Annotated in this window: 19 protein-coding genes and 1 pseudogene; 11 read left to right on the top strand and 9 right to left on the bottom strand. The window is 71.6% G+C overall.

Going from position 1 to position 21708, the window contains the following annotated elements; all coding sequences use genetic code 11:
* Positions 1-257 precede the first annotated feature (257 nt).
* On the bottom strand, positions 258-611 hold the full coding sequence (locus IE244_RS29830) for a hypothetical protein (RefSeq protein WP_191876649.1): 354 nt from the start codon (positions 609-611) through the stop codon (positions 258-260).
* A 393-nt stretch (positions 612-1004) separates the two neighbouring features.
* On the opposite strand from IE244_RS29830, the gene IE244_RS29825 reads away from it, so the two are divergent.
* From IE244_RS29825 to IE244_RS29810, 4 genes are all read left to right on the top strand, one after another.
* Positions 1005-1943 (top strand): ABC transporter ATP-binding protein, encoded by a 939-nt coding sequence (locus tag IE244_RS29825; RefSeq protein WP_191876648.1) that lies wholly within the window; start codon positions 1005-1007, stop codon positions 1941-1943.
* The gene (locus tag IE244_RS29820; protein WP_191876647.1) at positions 1940-2791 is read left to right on the top strand and encodes an ABC-2 transporter permease; all 852 of its coding nucleotides are present in this window, start codon (positions 1940-1942) and stop codon (positions 2789-2791) included. The genes IE244_RS29825 and IE244_RS29820 overlap by 4 nt, the downstream gene beginning before the upstream one ends.
* Before the next feature lie 68 nt (positions 2792-2859).
* The gene (locus IE244_RS29815) at positions 2860-4134 is read left to right on the top strand and encodes a sensor histidine kinase (RefSeq protein WP_191876666.1); all 1275 of its coding nucleotides are present in this window, start codon (positions 2860-2862) and stop codon (positions 4132-4134) included.
* Positions 4131-4799: a response regulator gene (locus IE244_RS29810; RefSeq protein WP_191876646.1), complete on the top strand. Its 669-nt coding sequence runs from the start codon at positions 4131-4133 to the stop codon at positions 4797-4799. The genes IE244_RS29815 and IE244_RS29810 overlap by 4 nt, the downstream gene beginning before the upstream one ends.
* A gap of 12 nt (positions 4800-4811) precedes the next feature.
* Here the strand turns inward: IE244_RS29810 and IE244_RS29805 are convergent, their stop codons facing one another.
* Both IE244_RS29805 and IE244_RS29800 read right to left on the bottom strand, forming a co-directional pair.
* Complete coding sequence (locus tag IE244_RS29805) at positions 4812-5249, bottom strand: nuclear transport factor 2 family protein (protein WP_191876645.1); 438 nt, start codon at positions 5247-5249, stop codon at positions 4812-4814.
* Between the two features lie 47 nt (positions 5250-5296).
* On the bottom strand, positions 5297-6217 hold the full coding sequence (locus IE244_RS29800; protein ID WP_191876665.1) for a zinc-binding dehydrogenase: 921 nt from the start codon (positions 6215-6217) through the stop codon (positions 5297-5299).
* A gap of 150 nt (positions 6218-6367) precedes the next feature.
* On the opposite strand from IE244_RS29800, the gene IE244_RS29795 reads away from it, so the two are divergent.
* The 3 genes from IE244_RS29795 to IE244_RS29785 all read left to right on the top strand — a co-directional run bounded on the left by IE244_RS29795 (position 6368) and on the right by IE244_RS29785 (position 11205).
* Positions 6368-7330: a LysR family transcriptional regulator gene (locus IE244_RS29795; RefSeq protein ID WP_191876644.1), complete on the top strand. Its 963-nt coding sequence runs from the start codon at positions 6368-6370 to the stop codon at positions 7328-7330.
* Between the two features lie 92 nt (positions 7331-7422).
* The gene (locus tag IE244_RS29790; protein ID WP_191876643.1) at positions 7423-8187 is read left to right on the top strand and encodes an SDR family NAD(P)-dependent oxidoreductase; all 765 of its coding nucleotides are present in this window, start codon (positions 7423-7425) and stop codon (positions 8185-8187) included.
* 60 nt (positions 8188-8247) lie between these two features.
* Positions 8248-11205: an ATP-binding protein gene (locus tag IE244_RS29785; protein WP_191876642.1), complete on the top strand. Its 2958-nt coding sequence runs from the start codon at positions 8248-8250 to the stop codon at positions 11203-11205.
* A 151-nt stretch (positions 11206-11356) separates the two neighbouring features.
* Here IE244_RS29785 and IE244_RS29780 read toward each other — a convergent pair whose 3' ends face one another.
* Positions 11357-12616 (bottom strand): SpoIIE family protein phosphatase, encoded by a 1260-nt coding sequence (locus IE244_RS29780; RefSeq protein ID WP_191876641.1) that lies wholly within the window; start codon positions 12614-12616, stop codon positions 11357-11359.
* 311 nt (positions 12617-12927) lie between these two features.
* Here IE244_RS29780 and IE244_RS29775 point away from each other — a divergent pair, with 311 nt between their 5' ends.
* Positions 12928-13569: a carbonic anhydrase gene (locus IE244_RS29775; protein WP_191876640.1), complete on the top strand. Its 642-nt coding sequence runs from the start codon at positions 12928-12930 to the stop codon at positions 13567-13569.
* A gap of 960 nt (positions 13570-14529) precedes the next feature.
* Here IE244_RS29775 and IE244_RS42350 read toward each other — a convergent pair.
* Together IE244_RS42350 and IE244_RS29770 are read right to left on the bottom strand one after the other, a co-directional pair.
* A complete protein-coding gene (locus tag IE244_RS42350; protein WP_373305789.1) occupies positions 14530-14850 on the bottom strand; it encodes an Rv1322 family protein in 321 nt (106 codons plus the stop codon).
* Positions 14851-15135: 285 nt separating this feature from the next.
* Positions 15136-15510, bottom strand: a pseudogene (locus IE244_RS29770) (sigma-70 family RNA polymerase sigma factor); the annotation flags it as partial.
* A gap of 758 nt (positions 15511-16268) precedes the next feature.
* On the opposite strand from IE244_RS29770, the gene IE244_RS29765 reads away from it, so the two are divergent.
* Positions 16269-16883, top strand: coding sequence for a hypothetical protein (locus IE244_RS29765; protein ID WP_191876639.1), 615 nt, complete (start codon positions 16269-16271; stop codon positions 16881-16883).
* Positions 16884-16960: 77 nt separating this feature from the next.
* Here IE244_RS29765 and IE244_RS29760 read toward each other — a convergent pair whose 3' ends face one another.
* On the bottom strand, positions 16961-17422 hold the full coding sequence (locus IE244_RS29760) for a tyrosine-protein phosphatase (protein WP_191876638.1): 462 nt from the start codon (positions 17420-17422) through the stop codon (positions 16961-16963).
* 195 nt (positions 17423-17617) lie between these two features.
* Between IE244_RS29760 and IE244_RS29755 the strand changes: the two genes are divergently transcribed.
* Positions 17618-19201 carry a class I adenylate-forming enzyme family protein gene (locus IE244_RS29755; protein WP_229854406.1) on the top strand — a complete coding sequence of 528 codons (1584 nt, stop codon included), beginning with the start codon at positions 17618-17620 and terminating at the stop codon, positions 19199-19201.
* A gap of 148 nt (positions 19202-19349) precedes the next feature.
* Here IE244_RS29755 and IE244_RS29750 read toward each other — a convergent pair whose 3' ends face one another.
* Complete coding sequence (locus IE244_RS29750) at positions 19350-19667, bottom strand: hypothetical protein (RefSeq protein WP_191876636.1); 318 nt, start codon at positions 19665-19667, stop codon at positions 19350-19352.
* Between the two features lie 393 nt (positions 19668-20060).
* Here IE244_RS29750 and IE244_RS29745 point away from each other — a divergent pair, with 393 nt between their 5' ends.
* Entirely contained in the window at positions 20061-20528 is a 468-nt protein-coding gene (locus tag IE244_RS29745; RefSeq protein WP_191876635.1) for a vanadium-dependent haloperoxidase, read from the top strand.
* Here the strand turns inward: IE244_RS29745 and IE244_RS29740 are convergent.
* The gene (locus IE244_RS29740) at positions 20521-21579 is read right to left on the bottom strand and encodes a DUF6215 domain-containing protein (protein ID WP_191876634.1); all 1059 of its coding nucleotides are present in this window, start codon (positions 21577-21579) and stop codon (positions 20521-20523) included. The two genes, IE244_RS29745 and IE244_RS29740, sit on opposite strands and share 8 nt — an antisense overlap.
* Between the last annotated feature and the right edge of the window lie 129 nt (positions 21580-21708).

The following is a 21708-nucleotide window of genomic DNA, read 5'->3' as shown; positions in this document are numbered from 1 at the left end:
GGCAACCAGAGCGTGCCGTACGCCGCGTGGGTCTCGCGGGTCGGGATGCTCGTGCAGCTGGTCAAGGGCAGGCGGGATCAGCGATGATGCGTCGACAGGCACGGCCTTCCACTCGGATCACGAGGCGTAGAGAACTCCATGATCTTGGAAGTCGTACCTGTCACGTTCTGGGGGCACCGCCGAGCTGACAGATCGTCGCGAACCGGGCGCCACGCGACTACGTCGAAGCCCTGGCGCACCAGGTCCTCGTAGCACCGTCATGCCCGGTTGAGCCTGGCGGCGATCCCGTGACCTATCGCCAAATACATGACGGCCGGAAGACCATAATTGAGGATGACGCGTAGACCCTCTGTGTCCATCGTGAAAATGTCCTGCGACCACCAGGCCAGCCAGTCCGACATTCCGTGCACGAATGTGACGAAGACATTCGCCTGATTCGCATCGAGCAGGAACAACAGGATCCACAGGGCCAGCAGACCTGCCGCGATGTCGGCGATCGTGCAGACCGTCAGTGCCGCGCGCCGTCCGGCGGCATGACGGCGCACGGGGCGGTCCGGGCCCGTGGGCTGGTCGTACGTGTGGTATCCGGACACAGGGTCGGTGTTGCTCACAAGAAATTCCGATCTGACGAGTTGCCGTGACAGCGCGGTCGTCCCGGGCGCCTGATTCCGCCCCGAGGTTTCGCCCCGCTCCTGTCTAATTCTGCGTCTTGAAAGCGCGGTCGCGTTACACCTCGCTCCGTGACGACCAAAATATGGCCGCCTATTCGGGCACTTACCCAAATGTTCGGGTGCGACGGCACATTTACGGATGACGTGAAAGAGAGACGTCGTGCCTCCGCGCGGGCCCCCGGCCGGGGACCAGCGGCCGGGCGCGTAGTACCGCGGTACTACCCGCCGGCCACTGTTCAGCCCCCGGTACCACCGGATCCGGCTGCTCGCGGACCTAGCGTGAGGAGGAGGCGTCAGGCGTTTCGGCGCCGGAGTCCGAGAGAGAGAACGCGAATGATCGAGGCACAGCAGCTCACCAAGAGGTACGGGGAGAAGACGGCCGTCGACGGGCTGGACTTCACCGTGCGGCCGGGCACCGTGACCGGCTTCCTGGGGCCCAACGGTGCGGGCAAGTCCACGACGATGCGCATGATCGTCGGGCTGGACGCGCCGACGAGCGGCTCCGTCACGGTGAACGGGCAGCGCTACGCCCGTCATCAGGCGCCGCTGCAGGAGGTGGGAGCGCTGCTGGAGGCCAAGTCGATCCACCCGGGCCGTTCCGCCTACAACCACCTCCGGGCGCTCGCACTGACCCACGGCATCCCGCGCCGCCGGGTCGACGAGGTCGTCGAGCTCGCCGGTCTCGGCAGCGTCGCGAAGAAGCGGGCCGGTGCCTTCTCCCTCGGCATGGGCCAGCGCCTCGGCATCGCGGCCGCCCTGCTCGGCGATCCGCAGACCGTGATGCTCGACGAGCCGGTCAACGGACTGGACCCCGAAGGCGTCCTCTGGATCCGGAACCTGCTCACCACCCTCGCGGCCGAGGGGCGCACGGTGTTCGTCTCCTCGCACCTGATGAGCGAGGTGGCCCTGGTGGCCGATCATCTGATCATCGTCGGGCGAGGCCGGCTGCTGGCCGACACGACCGTGCGGGACCTGGTCCGCGAGGCGGGCGGCGACACCGTGAAGGTCGCCACGGACGACACCGCGCGGCTGCGGGACCTGCTGGCCGGACCGGGTGTGGAGATAACCGGCCGCATCGGCTCCGAGGAACTGCAGGTGACCGGGATGTCCGCCCGCGAGATCGGGCTGAAGGCCGCCGAGCACGGCATCCCCCTGTTCGAGCTGACCACGAAGGCGGTGTCGCTGGAGGAGGCATTCATGGAACTGACCAGGGACGCTGTGGAGTACCACGGCTCCACGACCGGCATCGAGACCTCCGGGAGCGCGGCATGAGCACCCTCACGGCAACCCACGAGACTCCCGAGACCGACCAGGCGGTGCGAGCCCGCCCCGCCTACCGGGTGACCGGACGGCGCGTGCTGGCCTCGGAGTGGGCCAAGCTCTGGTCCCTGCGCTCCACCTGGATCACCCTCGCCTTGGGCCTGCTGTTCCTCGTCGCCTTCGGCGTCATCGCCGCGAGCCACTACAAGTCCGATCTCGACTCCGGCCGGCACATGGACCGCGACTTCGCCACCGCGACGGCAGCGAGCCTGTCCCTGTTCGGCACGAACTTCGCACAGCTGGCCCTCGGTGTGCTCGGCGTCCTGGTCACGGCGGGCGAGTACTCCACCGGCATGATCCGCTCGACGCTGGCCACGGTGCCGCGCCGGCTGCCCGTGCTGTGGGCCAAGGCGGCGGTGTACGGACTGGTCGCGCTGGTCATCGCCACCATCGGCGCGTTCGTCGCGTTCCTCGTCGGCAGCCAGATCGTCTCCGGTACGCCCGCCGCCATGGGCCTCGGCCACGCCGGTGTCGTCCGCAGCCTCCTGGGTGCCGGGCTCTACCTGGGCCTGGTCGGCGTGATCGGCGCCGCGCTGGGCGCCCTGCTGCGGTCGGTGGCCGGCGGCATCTCGGTGCTCGTCGCCGCCCTCATGCTCGTACCCGGGCTGATCTCCCTGCTGCCCAGCTCGTGGCAGGGCGACATCGACCCCTACCTCCCCAGCCATGCGGGCGAGTCGGTCTTCGCCCTGACCCACGACTCGACCACCCTGTCGCCGGGCGCCGGACTCCTGGTCTTCCTCGGCTGGACAGCCCTCGCGCTGGCCGGAGCGACGTACCGGCTGCTGCGCAGCGACGTCTGAGCAGCAGCCACCCGCATCATGGGTCGGTGACCTACGTGAGCACCGTGACCACCGAAGATCTCAGCGGGATGGGGCCGCTGGTCGCCCGGCTCGGCCGGGTCGGCCAGCGGCTTCGGCAGGCCGACCGGGCCCGCCCGTGGGTGCTGGACACCGCGGTGGTACTCCTGGTCTTCCTGCTGTTCTGCCTGCCGGACCTGCTGCACGCGGTCGGCGTGATCGGCGGGGACGGCGACGGCGACGGCCGGCGCCGCTTCCGCCTGGCGTTCACCCGGTTGCCCGTGGCGGGCATGCTGGCCCTGCAGGCGGGGCTGGTGCTGCCGCTGTTGTGGCGACGCCGGGAACCCGCCGCCGCCTTCGGCGCCGTCACGGCCGTGTTCGTCCTCCAGTGGTCCCTCGGCGCCGTGCTCCGTGCGGACGTCGCGCTCTTCGTCGCCCTGTACAGCCTGGCCCTGCACGGGCGGCTGCGGCAGCTCCCCTGGGCCTGCGCGGTCAGCGCGGGTGCGCTCGGCCTGGTCGCGGCCCGGGTGTCGGCGGCGATGTCGGTATGGGACGCACTGTTCTTCCTGCTCAGCACGGCGACCGCGGCACTCGCGCTCGGCCTGATGATCCGTATCCGGCGGGCCCAACTGGCCGGACTGCGGGACCGTGCGGCACGCCTGGAGATCGAACGCGACCAGCGCGACAGACTCGCCGTCGCCGCCGAACGGACACGAGTGGCCCGGGAGATGCACGACATCGTCGGCCACAACCTGTCCGTCATCATCACGCTCGCCGACGCGGGGGCCTATGCCGCCGGTGCCGCTCCGGAACGGGGCAGGGAGGCGCTGCACCTCATCGGGGACACCGGCCGTCAGGCCCTGGGCGAACTGCGCCGGGTACTCGGCGTACTGCGTGAGGCGGACGGACCGCCGGCCGAGCCCGAGCTGAGACCGCAGCCCGGTCTCATGGACATCGACGCGCTGTGCGAGGGGGTGCGCGCCGCCGGCCTGGAGGTCGTCTACCGTACGGCCGGAGACTTCGACGCCCTCGACAGCGGGGTGCAGCTCACGGTCTACCGCATCGTGCAGGAGGCTCTGACGAACACCTTGAAGCACGCCGGCGCCGGCGCGCGTGCCAGTCTGGCGATCGTCGTGGAGGACCCACGGCTGACCATCACCGTCCAGGACTCCGGCCCACCAGACCCGGCCGGCCGTCCCCGCACGGCGAACGAGGAAGGACACGGCCTGGTGGGCATGCGAGAACGAGCGGCGCTCTACGGAGGGCACGTCAGCGCGGGCCCCGCGGGCACCGGCTGGACGGTACGGGCCGACCTCGACCTCACTCCCCAGGACGGTGCCCGGTGACCACCGTGCTCGTCGTGGACGACCAGCCGCTCCAGCGGTACGGCTTCCGCATGCTTCTCGACTCCGTGCCCGAGACGGAGGTGGTCGGCGAGGCCGCGCACGGGGCGGAAGCGGTCCGCAAGGCCGCCGAACTCCGCCCCGACGTCGTCCTCATGGACGTCCGCATGCCCGGCATGGACGGCATCGAGGCCACCCGCAGGATCGTCGCCGCCGGCGACCGCTCCCGCGTCCTCGTCCTGACCACCTTCGACATCGACGAGTACGTGTACGCGGCTCTGCGCGCCGGAGCCAGCGGCTTCCTCCTCAAGGACGCCCGCCCCGAGGAACTTCTGGCGGGCATCCGCGCGGTGGCCGTCGGAGACGCCGTGATCGCCCCCGCGCTCACCCGCCGCCTCCTCCACGAGTTCGCCCGTCTCGTGCCCCCCGGCGGTGACGGCTCCGCCGAGGACCCGAGACTGAGCTCCCTCACCGACCGCGAGCGCGAGATCCTCGTCGCCATCGGCAAGGGCTGGAGCAACGGTGAGATCGCCGGCCGGTTCGTCCTGTCCGAGTCCACGGTCAAGACCCACGTCGGCCGTGTCCTGTCCAAGATCGGCGCCCGTGACCGCGTCCAGGCAGTGATCTTCGCCTACGACCACGGTCTGGCCAGGCCCCACGGGGGCTGAGCCGGACGCGGCTCACTCGGTACCGGCGGGCCCGTGGGCGTCATGGCCGGGGAAGAGCGTCGCGGCCACGTGCTGGGTGTCGGCGTATTCGACGACGGAGGCGATCCTGCCGTCGCGCACCGTGTAGATGCCGAGGCAGCGGTTGTCGTAGGTGCCGCCGTACACGGTCTTGGCCTTGGAGGTCCATTCGGCCACCACCCGGTCGCCCTCGGCGATGGTGCTGACCAGCTCGATCTCCAGGGTGCCGGGGACGAGGACGGGTCCCATGCTGCCGAGGAAGTCGTTGATGATCTGTTCGCGCCCGTGCCAGACCTTGGAGATGGGCAGGGCGCCCGGGTAGTGCCAGGTCGCGTCCGCGCAGAAGCTGTCGTGGATGACATCGGCGGCGCCGTCGCGCACGGCCTCGATGTAACGGATCACGATGGCCCTGGGGTCGGTGGTGGTGGTCATGGTCTTGCTCCTTCGGTCGTTCTTGCGGCGGGTGGTTCCGGCGTGGTTCAGGACAGGGTGAGGACGGCCTTGCCGCGGATGCGGCGGTCGCGCAGATCGGTGAGGGTGGTCGCGGTGTCCGTCCAGTCCGCGACACGGCCGATCTCGGGGTGCAGACGGCTTTCGGCGGTCAGCCGGACGAGTGCCGCCAGGTCGTCGTCGAGCCGGGTGTCGGCGTCGAGGTAGTGGAAGTGGCGGATGACAGCCGATTCCGGACCGGCGAAGAAGTCGAAGAAGTCGAGCGTCGCCGGTGTGCGGCTGGCCTGCCCGAACCAGATCAGCGTGCCCCGCCTGGCGAGCCGCGCGAGCGCCAGGGGCAGGGCCTGGCCGCCGGTCGACTCCAGCACGATGTCGTACGGGCCCCGGGCATCGGCGACGTCGTGCACGATCTCGGCGGCGCCGAGTTCCGCGAGCCGGGCGCCTCGGTCGGCGTCCCTGGTCACGGCGGTGACCTGGGCGCCGGCGGCGGCCGCGAGTTCGGTGACGAAGTGACCCACGCCTCCCGAGGCACCGGTCAGCAGGACCCGCCGGCCCGGCACCGGCCCGGCGGCGCGCAGCAGCCGCAGCGCGGTGAGCCCGGCCAGCGGCAGTGCCGCGCCCTGGAGCACGGAGACCTCGCCCGGCAGTTCGGCGAGCGCGCCGGTCGGCACCGCCACGTACTCCGCCCAGCCGCCCGCCATGGGGTGGCCGACGACCCGCGTGATCCCGGACGGCCCGCTGCCGTCGGCGGCCGGCTGCACCACCAGGCCAGCGATGTCCTTGCCAGGGCGCTCGCCGAGGGCGGGCCTCTCCAGTTTGAACGTCTCACCCCGGTTGACCGAGAACGCCTCGACCTTCACCAGCGCCTCGTCGGGGCGCGGCGTCGGCTCGTCGACGTCGGCGAGCACGACCGGCTCGGCGGGATCTCCGGTCGGTACGAAGGCTTTCATCGTGGTCATCTCCTCGGTGGCCCGGGCCATCCCTCTGCGTGGCTTCCAGTGGTGTGGCTTCCGGGATCATCTGACCGCGTGGTGCGGCGGCCCGGCCAACAACCAAGCCACCCGGCCGACAACGCGCGGTTGTCGCATAAGGTCAGCGGCATGGACCTCGACCTCACCCTGGTCCGCGCCTTCGTCGCGACCGCCGGGACCCTGCACTTCGGACGGGCCGCAGAACAGCTGAGCACCAGTCAGCAGGCGCTCTCCAAACGCATCGCGCGGCTGGAGGACTTGCTGGGGGTGCGGTTGTTCGAGCGCCGGGGCGGGATCCGGCTGAGCGAGGCGGGGGAGCGGTTCCTGCCGGCCGCGCGCGAGGCGCTTGCCGCGGGCGAGCGGGCGGTCGCGGCCGTGTCGGGCGCCGGACCGGTCGTACGGATCGACACGTGGGGTCATCTGTACGCGCCGATGCGCACGGTCGCCGAGGCGGTCGTGGCGCTTGGCGCGGTGCGGTGGGAACCGAGCCCGGGACGCGACTGGCCGTCAGTCGCGCAGGCGCTGCTGCGCGGTGACACGGACCTGGGATTCGGCCGGGTACACCCGCTGCCCGACGGAAGGGATGCGGGACTGACCCAGCGTCTGGTGCGGCTGGAACCCGTCGACGTGCTGGTCGGCCCGTCCCACCCGTTGGCCGATGCCGCTGCACTGCGCCCGGCCGACCTGCGCGACAGCGTCCTGTGGTGCCCGGCCGAACTCAACCGCCTGGACTTCCTGCGCCGCTTCGCCGACGAGTTCCGGATCACGCGGCGGCACGACGGCCCCAATCTGGGCCTGGACCACCTCGTCCAGAACCTCCGCACCGACCCCGAGGGCTTCACCGTCTTCCCCGCAGACGCCCCACTGCCGGACCACGCGGGCCTGCGCTCCGTCCCGCTCGTCGAGCCGACACCCCTGTACGCGTGGTCGCTGGCATGGCGGGAGTCGGCCCGCCACCTGCTGCTCGACACCTTGCTGCGCGGCTTCACCGAAGCCGGCCGTAGCCGGCGCTGGCTGGAGTACAAACCACAGCGCGACTGGCTCCCCGACGCCGACCATCCCAAACTCGCGCTCCGCGCCGTGCCCCGGTGAGCCCGCGGTGAGCGCACGGTGAGCCGTCGCCGCGAGTGTGGGGCCATCGCCGGTTCCGCACCGAGGACCGGCCGCCGAGCGAGGAGCGGACGATGGGTGAACTGACGGGCAAGACGGCACTGGTGACCGGTGGGTCGCGGGGCATCGGCCGGGCGGTGGCCCTGCGGCTGGCCGCCGAGGGAGCACTGGTCGCGATCCACTACGGCGGCAACGACGACGCGGCCAAGGAGACCGTGACGCGGATCGAGGAGGCCGGCGGCCGGGCTTTCACCATCCAGGCACGGTTCGGGGAGGAGGGTGCGGTGGACAAGGTGTTCGAGGGGCTGGTCGCCGGACTCACGGGACGCGGGCTGGACATCCTGGTCAACAACGCGGGCATCTCCTCGACGAGTTCGATCTCCCAGGTGAGCGCGGACGAGTGGGACAGGCTGCTGGCGGTCAACGTCACCGCGCCGTTCTTCGTGATCCAGCGGGCGCTGCCCCTGCTGAACGACGGCGGACGCGTCGTCAACGTGGGGTCCACCGCCAGCCGGTTCGCCGTGTCCACGCAGATCGGCTACACCGTCACCAAGGCCGCGGTCGAATCACTGGCCCCGTCGCTGGCCAACGAGTTGGGCCGGCGCGGGATCACGGTCAACACGGTGGCGCCGGGCGCGGTACGGACCGATCTGACCGCCGGCTACACCTCGATTCCCGAAGTGGTCGCGGGACTTGAGGCGATCACGGCGCTGGGCCGCCTCGGGGAGCCCGAGGACGTGGCCGACGTCGTCGGCTTCCTGGTGGGCCCCGGGGGACGGTGGATCACCGGGCGCACCATCGACGTGTCCGGTGGTACGTACCTCGGCCCGATCGTGTGACCGTCGTCGGCTCACCGGCCCAAGGGGTACGGGGAGTTGTCCGAGTGGATAATGACCTGCATGCGCTTCGGAATCCTCGGCGGGACACAGGCGTGGGGCGACGAGGGTGCTGAGCTGCCCCTGGGCGGACCGGCGCGGCGAGCACTGCTGGCACTGCTGCTCGTCACCCCCGGCGAGGTCGTCCCGACCGACCGGCTGGCGGAGGACATCGGGGCCGTCGGGGCGGGTGGACCGGAAGGCGCGGTGCCGTCCGCCCACGCGATCCAGTCCCAGGTGTCCCGGCTGCGTTCGGCCCTGGGCGACACGGCGGCGATCGAACGGACGGGAGCCGGCTATCGGATCGCCGTCGCCGCCGAGGACGTGGACGCCGGCCGGTTCGAACGGCTGGCGCGGGAGGGCCGTTCGGCACTGGGGGAGGGTGATGCCGGCACGGCCCTGCCGCTGCTGCGTCAGGCGCTCCAGCTGTGGCGGGGCCCGGCGCTCGCCGACGTCGCCGACAGCGCGTCGGCCCGCGCGGCCGCCGTACGGCTGGAGGAACTGCGGCTGGCGGCACTGGAGGACCGGCTCGAAGCCCAGCTGTGCCTCGGCGAACACCGCGCGGCCGTACCTGAGTTGCGTGAACTCCTCGACCGCCATCCACTGCGCGAGCGCCTCGCCGGGCTGCTGATGCGGGCGCTGCACGCGGACGGCGCCCAGGCCGAGGCCCTGGTCGTCTTCGAGAAGGTCAGGCGGCACCTCGCCGACGAGCTGGGCGCAGATCCGTCCGCGGAGCTCGCCGCACTCCACGGCGAGCTGCTGCGCGCCGACGCGTCCCCCGCTCCCGCCGCCCCGCCGGCCCCGCTCACCCCATTCGTCGGCCGTGCCGAGGAGGTGACCGAGGTCCGGCAACTCCTGCGTGAGGGCCGGCTGGTGACCCTGACCGGTCCAGGCGGCGTCGGCAAGACGCGGCTGTCCGCACAGGTGGCGGAGAAGACCGACGACGAGGTGTGTTTCGTGGAACTGGCCGCGCTGCGCGACGCCGCCGTCCTGCCGCAGGCCCTCCTGGGCGCCCTTGGCCTGCGGGAGAGCGCGCTGCACACGGCGGCCGGGACCCAGGGCCCGCTGGACCGCCTGGTCACGGCCCTGTCCGGCCGGCGGCTGCTGCTCGTCCTGGACAACTGCGAGCACCTGGTGGAGGAGATCGCCGTACTGGCGGCCCGTCTGCTGGCGATGTGCCCGCGCCTGCGCGTGCTGGCGACGAGCCGCGAACCGCTGGGTGTCATCGGCGAACACCTCCATCCCGTACGGCCGCTCGACGACGCCGCCGCGGCGGAACTCTTCACCGACCGGGCCCGGGCCGCGCGCCGGGCGTTCGTCCCCGACCCCGGGACCTTACGGCGCGTCTGCACCGCTCTCGACAACCTGCCGCTGGCCATCGAGCTGGCGGCGGCCCGGCTGCGCACCCTGACGCTGGCGGAGCTCTCGGCCCGGCTGCACGACCGGCTCGGTGTGACCGAGCGCGGCAGCCGCAGTCCCGAGACCCGGCACCGCACACTGCGCTCGGTGGTCGGCTGGAGCTGGGACCTGCTGCCGGAGCCGGAGCAGCGGGCCGCCCGGCGCTTCTCGGTGTTCGCCGGCGGGGCGAGTGTCGCCTCCGCGCTGCGGGTCTGCGACACGGACGAGGAGACCCTGCAGTCCCTCGCCGACAAGTCCCTGCTGGAGTGGACGGGCGGCCGCTGCCGCATGCTGGAGACGATCCGTGCCTACGGCGCCGAGCGACTGGACGCCGCGGGTGAGACGGAGCCGGTACGGCGCGTCCACGCCGGCACACTGCTGGACCTGCTGCGCGCCGCAGACCCCGGGCTGCGGCGCCGTGAGCAACTGGAGCTGCTGCCGGCGCTCGCGGCGGAGCAGCCCGACCTGCAGGCGGCCGTGCACTGGGCGGTCGGGGCGCGCGAGACCGGAACGGCCCTGGAACTGATCGCCGCGGCCTCGACGTACCTGTGGATACGCGGCGCTTCCGGCACGCTGGCCCCACCGGCACGCACCCTTCTCGATGCCGTCGGCGACACGCCCCCGGACGGCCTGGGCGAGGAGTACGCGATCTCGGTGCTGATCGCCGCGGCCGGCGCGGCCGGACGGGAAGTGTGGCGTCGGCACCGGGCATCGGCGGGCAAGGCGCTGACCGCGGTGTGGTCGGACGGCCGGTCGGGTCGTCACCCGGCGGCCCTGCTGCTGTGGATGACGCACAACGCGACGAGCGAGGGGGACCCGCAGGGTGCGTTCGCTCTCGTCTCGGCCCAGCGTGACAGCCGTGAACCGTGGGCCAGGGCCGTCGCGCGGTATGTGACCGGGTTCGGCGCGCTCGGCGACGGCGACCTCGCCGAGGCCGAACGGGCCTTCCAGGCGGCGGCCAGGGAGTTCCGTGCGCAGGGCGACCGCTGGGGCGCCGCGCTGACGCTGGACGCGCTCGCCGGCGCCGCGCGCACACGGGGTGACCGGCGCACGGCGGTCGCCCTCACCGACGAGGCACTCACCCTGGCCGAAGAGCTGGACGCGCTGGAGGACTGCGCCGACCTTCTGGCCAACCGGGGGGACCTGCGCGCCGACGTCGACCCGGCGGCGGCAAGGGCGGACTACACGCGGTCAGCCGAGTTCGCCCGCCGCGCCGGCAGCACCGCGGCCCTGGCGGCGCCGTTGCGCGGCCTCGGCGACATCGCCCTGGCGGAGCGGGACCGGGCCACGGCGGAGAGCCGCTACACCCAGGCACTGGAGCACCTCGACCCGCATGGGGTGAAAGGGGCCGCCAACCGCGTCCGTACGCTGGCCGGCCTGGGCAGGACGGCCGAGGTACGCGGAGACCACTCCGGAGCCCGGGCACGGTACGCGCAGGCCGCGCAGGCCGCGGTGTCCACGGTCGTCGGGGCGGCCACGCTGCCCGACGCACTGCGCCTCCTGGGCCTCCCCGAGGCGCTCGTCGAGGCGGTGAGCGCTGAGTGGCCGCCCCTGGCGCCGGACCTGCGCCGAACCCCGCGGTAGGGCACCGCTCGCAGGCGCGTGTCGTCGACCGGCCCCACCTCGTGGCCCGAGAGGTGATGTTCACGCGACCGCGATCCGCACCCCCCGTCTCCTCCTCGGTAGCGGGCCGTCCCCCCGGGCCGTACGCTCACCGACGACGACATCGGTCTGATCAGTACGGTCGGGTCGTTCGCTCCAGGCGGACGACGACGAGGGCGATGTCGTCGTTGGCGCCGCTGGCGAGGCCCAGGCGGGCGAGGAGGGCGTCGGCGAGGTGTTCCGCGCCGAACTCGGTGCAGGTGGCGAGCGTGGAGGTGAGGCGGGTCAGGCCGACGTCGATGTCCTCACCGCGGCGTTCGATCAGGCCGTCGGTGTAGAGGATGAGGGTGTCGCCGGGGGCGTAGGTCGCGTTGGCCTGGGGGCGGGGGACGTGTTCGGGGCGGGCGCCCAGCGGTGGGTCGGTGGCCTGGTCGAGCAGCTCGCAGGAGCGGTCCGGGTGCAGCAGGACGGGCGGGGGGTGGCCCGCGCTGCTGTAGATGAGGAGTTGGCTGTGGCAGTCGACGAGGACCTGGACGGCGGTGGTGGCCAGGGCTCCCTCCACCGAGCGGGCGTACAGCCCCAGCACCTCCAGTGCCTGGGCAGGACCGTGGACGGCGCGGGTGGCGGCGCTCAGTGCGCTGCGGAGCCTGCCCATGACGGTGGCGGCCGGCAGCCCGTGGCCGACCACGTCGCCGACCGCCACGGTGAAGCGGTCCGCGGGCAGGTCGACCGCGTCGTACCAGTCGCCGCACACGTTCAGCGATCCGGTCGCGGGCAGGTAGCGCACGGCGATATTCGGGTGCCGGGCCAGGTCCGGGGAGTGGAGCATGGTTTCCTGCAGAGCGACGGCGATGTGCCGTTCACGGGCGTGAGCCTGGCGCAGTTCCTCGTTCAGCTGCTGCAGTTGCCGCGCCCGGGCGTACAGCTCGGCTTCCATGGCCGCTTCGCGGCCGGGGCGGACCGACGGCAGGTGCGCGGTGCGGCGGGCGCGGACCACGTCGGTCATGTCCTCGGACCGGTGGATGATCCAGGCGACCTTTCCGTCGGGGCCGAGGACGGGCACGTTGATCGCCGTCCACCACCGTTCCTTGAACGCCTCGGGGTTGCCGGCGATCGGGATGTCGTACTTCTGCAACGCCATGTGGTCCGTCTGGCCGGAGGACAGGACACGGTGCAGTGAGGCTTTCAGCGTCGTCACCCCGGCGGCCCCCGGATCGGCGGGGTTGTCCGGAAAGGAATCGAAGAGGTACTGCCCGACCAGCTCGGCCCTACTCCGTCCGGTCACCTCGCAGAAGGCCGGGTTGGCATCGGCGATCACCAGGTCCGTGCCGAGCACCAGGCACGGGCTCGGAAGGGCGGCGAACACCCCGGTGTAGTCGATCTTCGGTGTCACACGCATTCCCAGCCAGTCGCTCGCTTTCAATCTACGAAAGGTCCAGCTCCCGCGCCTGCCGAGCTCGCCCGCGGGCAGCGGGGCGCCCCTGCTCCGCGGCGGCGTCGTCGGGCCGTGGGTGACGGCGTCGCGGCAGGAGGCACACGCATGGCCGGGCGGACGGGCTGTTGTGGGCCGGACTGCCGCGCAGCGCACCGAGGGCGGATCGACAGGGACATCGCCCGGCGTCTGGGCCAGGCGCCGGGCCACGGACGCCGTCGGCGGCGGACACGGCCGTGCGTGTCTGCTGGGTCGGCCGTTAGCCTGCGGTCATGACAGAGATCCAGGCCTCAAGCCCCCGTGAAGCCTTCGAGCTGCTGTTGGCCGGCAACCAACGGTTCACCGAGGGTGCCCCGGAGCACCCGAACCAGGACGCCACCCGCCGCACCGAGGTCGCTCCGTCTCAGCGCCCGTTCGCGGTCCTGTTCGGATGCTCCGACTCCCGCCTGGCCGCTGAGATCATCTTCGACCGCGGTCTGGGCGATCTCTTCGTGGTGCGCACCGCCGGCCACGTCATGGGACCGGAAGTGATCGGCAGCATCGAGTTCGGCGTCGACGTGCTGGACTGCCCCCTGGTCGTGGTCCTCGGCCACGACTCGTGCGGGGCGGTCGGCGCGGCGTGCGCCGCCCTGGAGGACGGCATGGCGCCGGCCGGCTACATCCGGGACGTCGTCGAGCGTGTCACTCCCAGCGTGCTGGCGGCGCGGGCCGCCGGACGCGTGAGCGCGGAAGAGATCCTCGCGGAGCACATAGGGCACACCGTCGACCTGCTGCTGGACCGCTCCCGCCTCCTGGCCGAGCGGGTCGCCGCTGGGCAGGCCGCTGTGGTGGGCCTGTGCTACAGCCTGGCCGACGGGACCGCACGTCTCGTCGCGGCCCGTGGCCTGGACATGCCCGTCGGCTCCGCTCGGTAAGGACCAAAGGCAGGGTCCCGCGGCTCGGGCACGAGGTCATGGGCAGCCTGGCCTACCCGGCCGCGCACCACCGAGCCGCTGCCCGCCCGCACGCCCTCGCGCGGGTTCCTGCCTTCGCTCGCTCTCGAACGAGCTGTTCGCCGTGCAGGCCGCCTACGCCTACCTCCGCGCCGGCGGCCTCCAGGACAAGGTCGGCAGCCAGGAGGCGATCGCGCTGGTCATCGACGCCGTCGAGGGACGCCGCGACGTGCGCGAGGTCGCCGATGCCCTGAAGAACGGGGGGTTGATCAGCCAGACGGCCCAAAGGAGCGGCCCTCAGGCAGCTGATCCAAAGCTCCCGCAGGTGGAGACCATCATGATCACCACGGCCGCTGTGCTGTGGGGGCGAGCGGACCGGCTTCAGCAACAGTGGTTCGACCGCCCGCTGCCCGCGCGCCGGCCGACTCGGCACTCCGGCCGAAACGGTCGGTCTCCGCGCCCGAACCGCCCACCGCGCTTGAGGGGGAGCTGCTCGAAGGGGCTGTCTTCCACGGGCGGCCGGGCGGCCGGGTGGCCGACGCTGGCACGGATGCCGCCGCTGCTCACGCACGTGCTGTCGACTCCGACCGGAACGGGTGCGGAAGGGGTGATCCCCCCAAGCGGTGGGCCGGGCTGCTCCCCGTGCTGCTGGTGGTCCTCCTCGACGAGGGGGAGTACGTGGCCTTCACCGATTCGGGCTGCTACCTGGGCATCATGTCCGGCGCTGCTGGCGCTTGTCCCAGCCGACGCGCGGGCGTGAGGGGCACCCGGGTCTGGTGGCACAAGAGAACAACGTGGTCCAGCTCGCCGGGCCGGTCGCCCTCTCCGCCCGTACGCCCCTGCGCTGGCCGGGGTAGCCAGCGGAAGCCCGCTTGCCAGGACGGCACCCACCAAACCGGTGATTGCCGCAGGACGCTCGGCCCTTCGGTGACCACCGTGCGATTACGCCTTGGTTCGACGCCGGCCCTCCGCCGACGGAGTAGTCCGTGATCCCCTCGTTCGCGCGCTGCGGCGGTCCCGTGCGTTCCAGCACGCCGTGTGCCAGTGCAGCCGATCCTCCTGGTGCGTGGGCCATGCCACCAGATGCGGGACGCCCGGGGAGATCACCTGGTCGCAGCCGGGGCAGCGGTACGTCTTCTTGGCCTCGGCGCCCGCCACTTTCCGCACGGTCCAGTTCCCGTCCTGCCAGCCGATCCCCGACTCCTCGGCGCCAGGCTCGGGGCCCGGCTCGGCGGCCCGTCTGCCGCGGAGCCAGCTCATCATCCGCAAGTACTGCGGGTACAGCGATGTACAGGCCAGCCACGTCAGCGATCCACCGACCAGGACGGCCACGATGGTCTGCGGCCACCCCCAGCGCACCACCCAACGTTCCATCCGCGCCGTCAGATGACCGGCCGTGGCGGGGTCGATGGGCAGCGTGCCGGCCCGTGCCCACGCCGCGGTGAAGGCGGCGAGGACCACCCCAAGAAGAGTCCCGAGAGTCACCCTCAGCGCTTTGACCCCGCGGGAGACGTGGGTGGCAACGCTGCCCGGCGCCGCGCCCATGACCTTGGCCGTCTCTGCCTGGGTCAGCCCCAGCGCCTTGTTGCACCATACTGACCTGCGCTGCTGGGGCGGCAGGGCAGTGAGCGCCGCGTCGAGGTCCAGGCGCAGGTCGGCTGCGGCGCACGGGTCGGCGGCCCCAGTGGCCGTCTCCAGCTGTACGTCCGCGTCCAGAGACGCATACCCCTGTCCGCCGCGGTAGCGCCGCGCCGCGTGCCGGACCTCGTACTTGATGACCTTGAAGACGTACGGGCGCAGCCGCTCGATCGGCTCGGTACAGGCCAGCACGCTCGTGAGGGCGTTGTGCACGACGTCTTCGGGATCCGCCCACGAGGGCGGAACTCCCAAGTCGCGCAGTCGCTTGCGGGCGTGGCCGACCATCTGGCCGCGCCGCTCGGCAGCCAGGGCCGCGAGTGCCTCGGCACGCTGGGCCCTTCGCTGTTCATCCACGCCGCCCCCGCTTCCCCCTGCGTCCGCGGGGCGTGCGGTCACCCGACTCGCGCCCTGCGCGCACGAGCTCGGCCTTCCCTGCGGCCCGGATGCGGAACGCGATGCTCTGCAGCACGCTGCTCAGCCCCGGCGCGCACACGATCACCAAGAACACGACGACGGCGCCAACATCCGTACCCTCCACGAAACTCCCTCCAGTCTGCGGCCCGAGCGCCTCACCGTGAAGCAGCGGCCGTACACCTTCCCGACAGTCAACGGGCCGCCGGATTCTTGACACGACAGGCGAGACTTTTCGGGGGCGGAGCCGGCTCGGCCTCGGGAGCCGCCGAAGACCGCCCTGCCATGTCCGGCTGCTCGCGCATCGGAAGCGGGCCTACGAGGACGCCCTGCACAAGGCCCGGACCTCGTACGACGAGCTGTGGAAACTGCAGTTCACCGAAGGCGACGGCTTCGAGCACTGGCCAGCCGTCGACGACGTATCCGGGCATGTCGCCCAGTGGGAGACGCTGTACCGCGGGACGTTCGAGATACTGCCGCTGACGTTCGAGGCCGCCCGGGAAGGGCTGTGGCGCGAGGCTCAGCGTCGGCTGCCCGCCAAGTCGACCGGCAAGGAAGGCAGCCGGGACTCGGCGATCTGGGTGACCGTTCTCGACGAAGCGAAGCGGGACCCGAGCGGGAGGACCTGCTTCGTGACCAGGAACAGCAAGAATTTCGGGCCCGACGGGAGACTCCACCCCGAACTCGCCGCCGAAGTCACCGAAGCGGGTGTCACCCTGGAGTACCTCAGCGACCTCAAGAAGGTTCTTGCCCGGTTCGCCGAACGCCGTCCCGTCCCTCACGACGATGCCCGCCTGCAGGCACGTCTCTCGGCGCGGTCCACCACAGCCTGGCTTCACCAGTTCATCGTGGCCGAAGTGGCCTCCGGGCCGTTCGAGGCATGCGTCGTCGACTTGAAGGACGAGGCCCTCTTCCTGGAATGGACCCACTTCGACGGCTGGCTCAGCACGCCCGTGGTGGAGATCATCGGCTGGAGCGACGAAGCCGACTACGTCGCCGCGGACGTCTCCCGGCTGGCGGCTACGGTGAAGGTGCTCGCGACCGGCTTCGCACGCACTCTCGGGTTCGGATTCACTCCGACGGCCAAACTGGTCGCGTTCACCGTGGACGTCCGCGTGATCTTTGGCGAGGACTCGCTCACAGCGTTGTCAGTGAGCGGCTTGCATCCCGTCGAGGATGAACACAAGCCCGCTGCGGCTTCCGCCGCACGCAGGGCCAGCACCGCTATTCAGGAAGACCTATGGTGAATCGGAAGCAGGCGCAGGCCGATTGAGCGAGTCGGTCGCTCCGCTGCCGCGTGCCGTGAGCGGTCCCGAGTGGCCCATCAGTCGTTCGAGTCACCCTCGGCGGTGGTCGCCGGGACGCCGACGGCGGGGAGGACCGTGTCCGCGAGGACACCGGTTCGGTCCTCACCCGCCGAGCAGTGGAACAGCACCGGACCAGTCGCGTTCGCGACATCCCGGATCGCAGCACCGAGCGCCGCGCGGTTCGCCGGGTCGGTGACGAAGCCCTGGTACAGGCTCCGCATACGTTCCTCAGCCTTTCCGTCATCCAGCTGATCCTTGGAGCCGATGACCTGGCGCAGGAAGAAGTACAGACCGGAAATCGTGAGGCGGGCCGGCCGTTCGGGGGCGGTTGTCGTGGCGCGCGCGACGGCCGGGGGAGCGGCGGCAAGGCGGCGGCCCGGTTCGCGCGGTGCGTCGGGCCGACTTTGCTGTCGGCCCGTCGGTGTCCGTGCAAGGGCATGCTGGGACCACCCACGCCACGGGGAACGATTCCCCGCCATGGTGACGAGCGTTCGGTGCGCTCTCTCAGGCGCTCAACTGACCTGCGACGGCCGATTTTTCATCGAAGCGTGGGCATGGGTGCGCCGCCAGCTGGTGGCCGAAGGTGGCCTCCGTGAAGCCGCGGCTTCTCAGCGGCGTGTTTGGATGTGTTGGTGATCGTTAACGCACACGAAACATCCGAGCCGCGGACGTACGTGGACCGCATTCTGGAGCACTGGTACAGGGACGAGGACACGGAGGCGCTCGTCCAGGGGACGCAGCGGCTGACCAGGGGAGAGGCTCGGCGGCGGCTGTTCAGGTTGGGGCATGCGCTGCGCGGGCAGGGGCTCACGCCCGGCGACGGAGTGGGGCTGTTCCTGGCCAACCGCGTGGACTCCGTCCTGGTGCAGCTCGCCGTCCATCTCATCGGCTGCCGCGTCGTGTTCCTGCCGCCCGAGCCAGGGCCCGGCGAGCTCGCCGCGCTGGTCGAGCAGTCCCGGGCGCGCGCCGTGGTCACCGACCCGCTCTTCGCGCAACGGGCCGCCGACGCGGCCGGCCGCAGCGTTCACGCCCCCGCGCTCCTCAGCCTCGGACCCTGTGAGCAGCCGTGCACGGACCTGCTGGCCCTGGCGGCCGAGTGCCCGGCCGTGCGCCCCGACGGCGTGCCCGCCCCGGGAGCGGACGAGGCCGTCACCGTCCTCTACACCGGTGGAACTCTGGGCCGACCCAAGCTCGCCGCGCACAGCCACCGGCTTTACGACGCGCTGGTGGGCCTGGCGGAAAACGCCCCGCAGAACTCCCGCCCCGCGATCTTCCCGACCATGAACCAGGGCACGGACAGGGTGCTCGCCTCCACGCTGCTCACGCACGGCAGCGGCCACCTCACCTCGATCCAGGCTCTGGTGACAGGGTCCGTCCTCGTCGTGCTGCCCGAGTTCGAAGCGGGCGCGGCGCTGACGGTACTGCGCGAAGAGCGGATCACCGCCACCATGTTCGTACCGCCCATGCTGTACGCGGTTCTCGACCACCCGGAGTGCGAGCCCGACGCGCTGCCCGCGCTGCGGCGGATCGTCGTCGGCGGCGCGGCCACGTCGCCCAGCCGGCTGCAGCAGGCGGTCAAGGTGTTCGGGCCCGTGCTCAGCCAGGGCTACGGGCAGTCGGAGGCGCTCGGTATCACCGCGTTCAGCGCGGAGGATCTCGCCTCGGAGGGAGCCCGCTGCCCCGAGCTGTGGCGCAGCTGCGGGCGCGCGATCTCCGACGTCGAGATCGAGATCCGTGGTGAAGACAGCGCGGCGGCACTGCCCGTCGGGCAGGTCGGCGAGGTGTGCGTCCGCGGCGAGACGGTGATGCTCGGCTACTACGAGGACCCGGAGCGCACCGCGGCGGCGCTGCACGACGGCTGGCTGCGCACCGGGGACATGGGCTATCTCGACGCCGAGGGGTACCTCTATCTCGTCGACAGGGCCAAGGACATCATCGTCACCGGTAGCACCAGCGACAACGTCTACTCCAGGGTCCTGGAGGACTTCCTGCTCACGCTCCCCGGTGTGCGCAACGCGGCGGCGCTGGGTGTGCCGGACGAGGAGTACGGGGAGGCCGTCCAGATCTTCCTGGCCACGGCCGAGGGCGCTGACATCGACCCGGAGGCGGTCGGCGCGGCGGTGACCGCCGAGTTGGGGGAGTTGTACACGCCCCGGAAGACGGTGCTGCTGGACCACCTGCCGACGACCAAGGTGGGCAAGGTGGACAAGAAGGCGCTGCGCGCCGCGTGGACGAGCGGGGCCTTGGACACGCCGTAGGCTCCGTTGTGGTGTGGAGGCACCCCGGCGGGTGCAGGGTCAACTGATGCCGACGTCGAGCCCGGGAGCAGCCGGATGAGTACGCCGCGCTCCTGCACGCCTCCGAACAGGGTCCGGATACCCGGCAGTTGCGCCCGGTCCGCTCAGCTCAGATCCCGGACAGGGCCGCGCCCAGTGCCAGCGCGAACAGCATCGGAAGGAGTACGCACCCGAGCCCGGCGCCGGCGGCCAGCACGCGCGGTGTGCGGAGGGAGCGGCGGTGCGGGAGCACCCAGGAGAGGGCGAGCAGGCCGACCGACCAGTAGAACGCTCCTCCGAAGGCGCCGATGCCGTCCTCGGACCGAAACCATCGGTACTCCAGTACGAGGAACGGCAGGCCGACCAGCGACGCCACGAGGGGCGCCCTCCACCACGTCCGGTGGAGGCGCGGCTGCACGTTGTTCGGCCGTATGTCGTCGGGAAGCATGCGCCCATCCAATCACCGCACCCGGCCCGCGACATCGGATCACATACTCATCTGCGCACGCGCGCGTACTCAAGGAGCGACTCGACACCGCCTACGCGAACTCGCGAGCCGCTCTTCCGGCCGGTCAGGTCCGAGACCGGGGGGCGCGTTGTCCACGGAAAGCGCGCCGCCGCCCGCATCATCGAACTCCGGTAAGGGGACGGAAGGTTCGCGGACGTTCCTTTCACCGCTTCCCTCGCACCGGGGGTCTGGCGGCCCACCCCGCCCGCGTTCCAGCCCTTCATCGCCGATCTCCGCCCCCTCTTGCTCGCCTCCCCGCAGCAGTTCCGCCCAGGCGGACCGCCCGCCATCTCCTCGGCCGCTTATGCCGAGGATGTCCAGGAGCTGAAGGCGATGGGCGCGAAGACCGGCTCGGGCCGGAGTGTGCAGCAGACCGAGACCGCCCTCTTCTTCAGCGGCAACCTCGTCGAACACGTCCAGACGGCTGTACGAGACCACGCCGCCCGGCACCGGCTCGGCATCGCCGAGACGGCCCGGCTGTTCGCCGCGGTCAACGCGTCGGCGACCGACGCCGTCGTCACGGCATGGGACGCCAAGCTCCAATACGGTTCCTGGCGGCCGGTCACCGCCATCCGCCTCGCCGACACCGACGGCAATACCGGGACGACGGCGGACCCGGCCTGGGAACCGCTGCTCCTCACCCCACCACACCCGGACTACATGGCCGTCGTCGACGCCCGTGTGTGGGGCGGCGTCCACTCCCGCTTGGCGGACGCAGCCGGCTGCCGGGCCGGCACCCACGTGGCCGCCTGGGCGCTGGACCACTACTTCCAGCCGGTCGTCAAGGATCCTCTCATCTGACAGCTCGTTCGGGGATCGTCGGCAGAACCTTCTCGGCGATGTCGAGGAGGACGCCGTCGTCCGGGAGGGCTCCGGACGTGCTCCAGACGGTGATGTCGTAGTGGCCGCCCCGGTCCTTCCTGTCGAGGGCCACGGACAGCGTCCTGGCCAGGGGACCTTCTTCGACCGGTCCGCCGGAGCCGCCACTGCCGAGATCGATCTTGAGCTTCATGGTGTGGTCCGAGGAGAAGACCGCGGGCCGACCGAGAACGGTGAGCGTCTTGACGTCTCTCTCACCGCCCATCTTCATCAGCTTCACGTACTGAGCAGTCGACAGCTTGTTGTAGGTGGCCGAGACATTCACCGTGTACGTGTCGAAACTGACCTCGGCCTGCGGCTGGGCGATCTTCCCGTCGGTCAGGGGAGCGGTCTCGGAGGTACCGGAAGCCGTGGTCGCGGTCTCTTCAGGCGTTCCGAGAAGCCGGGCCAGGTCGGGCCGGTTGAGCGCCCTGCACAACTCGTCACCGGTCACGGCCCGGGGCGTCCTTTCGTAGGCCTTCGACAGCTTCTCGTGCTCCGCACCGGAGCAGGAGGCGGGCTGCGGTGTGCTGTCGTCGGAAGGCAGCACGTGCGGGGCCAGCCACAGCGCGGCCCCGAGTGCCCCGAACACGGCCACGGCCGCGACGGCCTGGCCCCACGCACTGGGCTCCTTCTCCGCGGTGGCCGCACCAGCACGCGGCCCGGCTCCGGCCTGCGCCGGGACCTGTGCCTGGGCCTGCGCCGGTGCCTGCGCTTGGGCCTGTGCCTGGGGCTGTGCCTGGGCGGCAGCATTGGCCGCCGCCGGGTTCACCGGGGCCACCGGACCGGGGTTGCGGCGTGCGCGCAGCGCACCGACCACCGCGTAGACGCGTACCGCGGTGAACACGAGGAACACCACGCCGAAACCGGCCGCGCCCAGGTCGTGGTCGCGGCCGGCGAGATACACGAGGCGTACGCCGAGAACGGACCCGATCGCGATGAACAGGGGCTCGCGCACCCAGAACGGCAGGAGACGGAGGAGGAAACCGAACATCCGGCGATCTCACCAGGACACGAGCGCGATCGCCGTGGTGGAAGCCACAGTTCCGGCAGCGAGCGGCGCCCTGCCGAAGCCGATGCCCCGGCAGGCCGGGCCCGGGGGCGATTCTCCCGTTCGGCCGCG

The organism is Streptomyces filipinensis (assembly GCF_014649495.1).
GTDB lineage: Bacteria > Actinomycetota > Actinomycetes > Streptomycetales > Streptomycetaceae > Streptomyces > Streptomyces filipinensis.
The sequence above is the reverse complement of the archived record's forward strand: the minus strand, read 5'-3'. Positions and strand labels throughout refer to the sequence as shown.

Bases quoted from the DNA above. Each gene is read 5' to 3' on its own strand.
- IE244_RS29825 (WP_191876648.1), top strand. From the start codon at position 1,005: ATGATCGAGGCACAGCAGCTCACCAAGAGGTACGGGGAGAAGACGGCC.
- IE244_RS29820 (WP_191876647.1), top strand. From the start codon at position 1,940: ATGAGCACCCTCACGGCAACCCACGAGACTCCCGAGACCGACCAGGCG.
- IE244_RS29815 (WP_191876666.1), top strand. From the start codon at position 2,860: ATGGGGCCGCTGGTCGCCCGGCTCGGCCGGGTCGGCCAGCGGCTTCGG.
- IE244_RS29805 (WP_191876645.1), bottom strand. From the start codon at position 5,249: ATGACCACCACCACCGACCCCAGGGCCATCGTGATCCGTTACATCGAG.
- IE244_RS29800 (WP_191876665.1), bottom strand. From the start codon at position 6,217: ATGAAAGCCTTCGTACCGACCGGAGATCCCGCCGAGCCGGTCGTGCTC.
- IE244_RS29795 (WP_191876644.1), top strand. From the start codon at position 6,368: ATGGACCTCGACCTCACCCTGGTCCGCGCCTTCGTCGCGACCGCCGGG.
- IE244_RS29790 (WP_191876643.1), top strand. From the start codon at position 7,423: ATGGGTGAACTGACGGGCAAGACGGCACTGGTGACCGGTGGGTCGCGG.
- IE244_RS29785 (WP_191876642.1), top strand. From the start codon at position 8,248: ATGCGCTTCGGAATCCTCGGCGGGACACAGGCGTGGGGCGACGAGGGT.
- IE244_RS29775 (WP_191876640.1), top strand. From the start codon at position 12,928: ATGACAGAGATCCAGGCCTCAAGCCCCCGTGAAGCCTTCGAGCTGCTG.
- IE244_RS42350 (WP_373305789.1), bottom strand. From the start codon at position 14,850: ATGATGAGCTGGCTCCGCGGCAGACGGGCCGCCGAGCCGGGCCCCGAG.
- IE244_RS29760 (WP_191876638.1), bottom strand. From the start codon at position 17,422: ATGGCGGGGAATCGTTCCCCGTGGCGTGGGTGGTCCCAGCATGCCCTT.
- IE244_RS29750 (WP_191876636.1), bottom strand. From the start codon at position 19,667: ATGCTTCCCGACGACATACGGCCGAACAACGTGCAGCCGCGCCTCCAC.
- IE244_RS29745 (WP_191876635.1), top strand. From the start codon at position 20,061: ATGGGCGCGAAGACCGGCTCGGGCCGGAGTGTGCAGCAGACCGAGACC.
- IE244_RS29740 (WP_191876634.1), bottom strand. From the start codon at position 21,579: ATGTTCGGTTTCCTCCTCCGTCTCCTGCCGTTCTGGGTGCGCGAGCCC.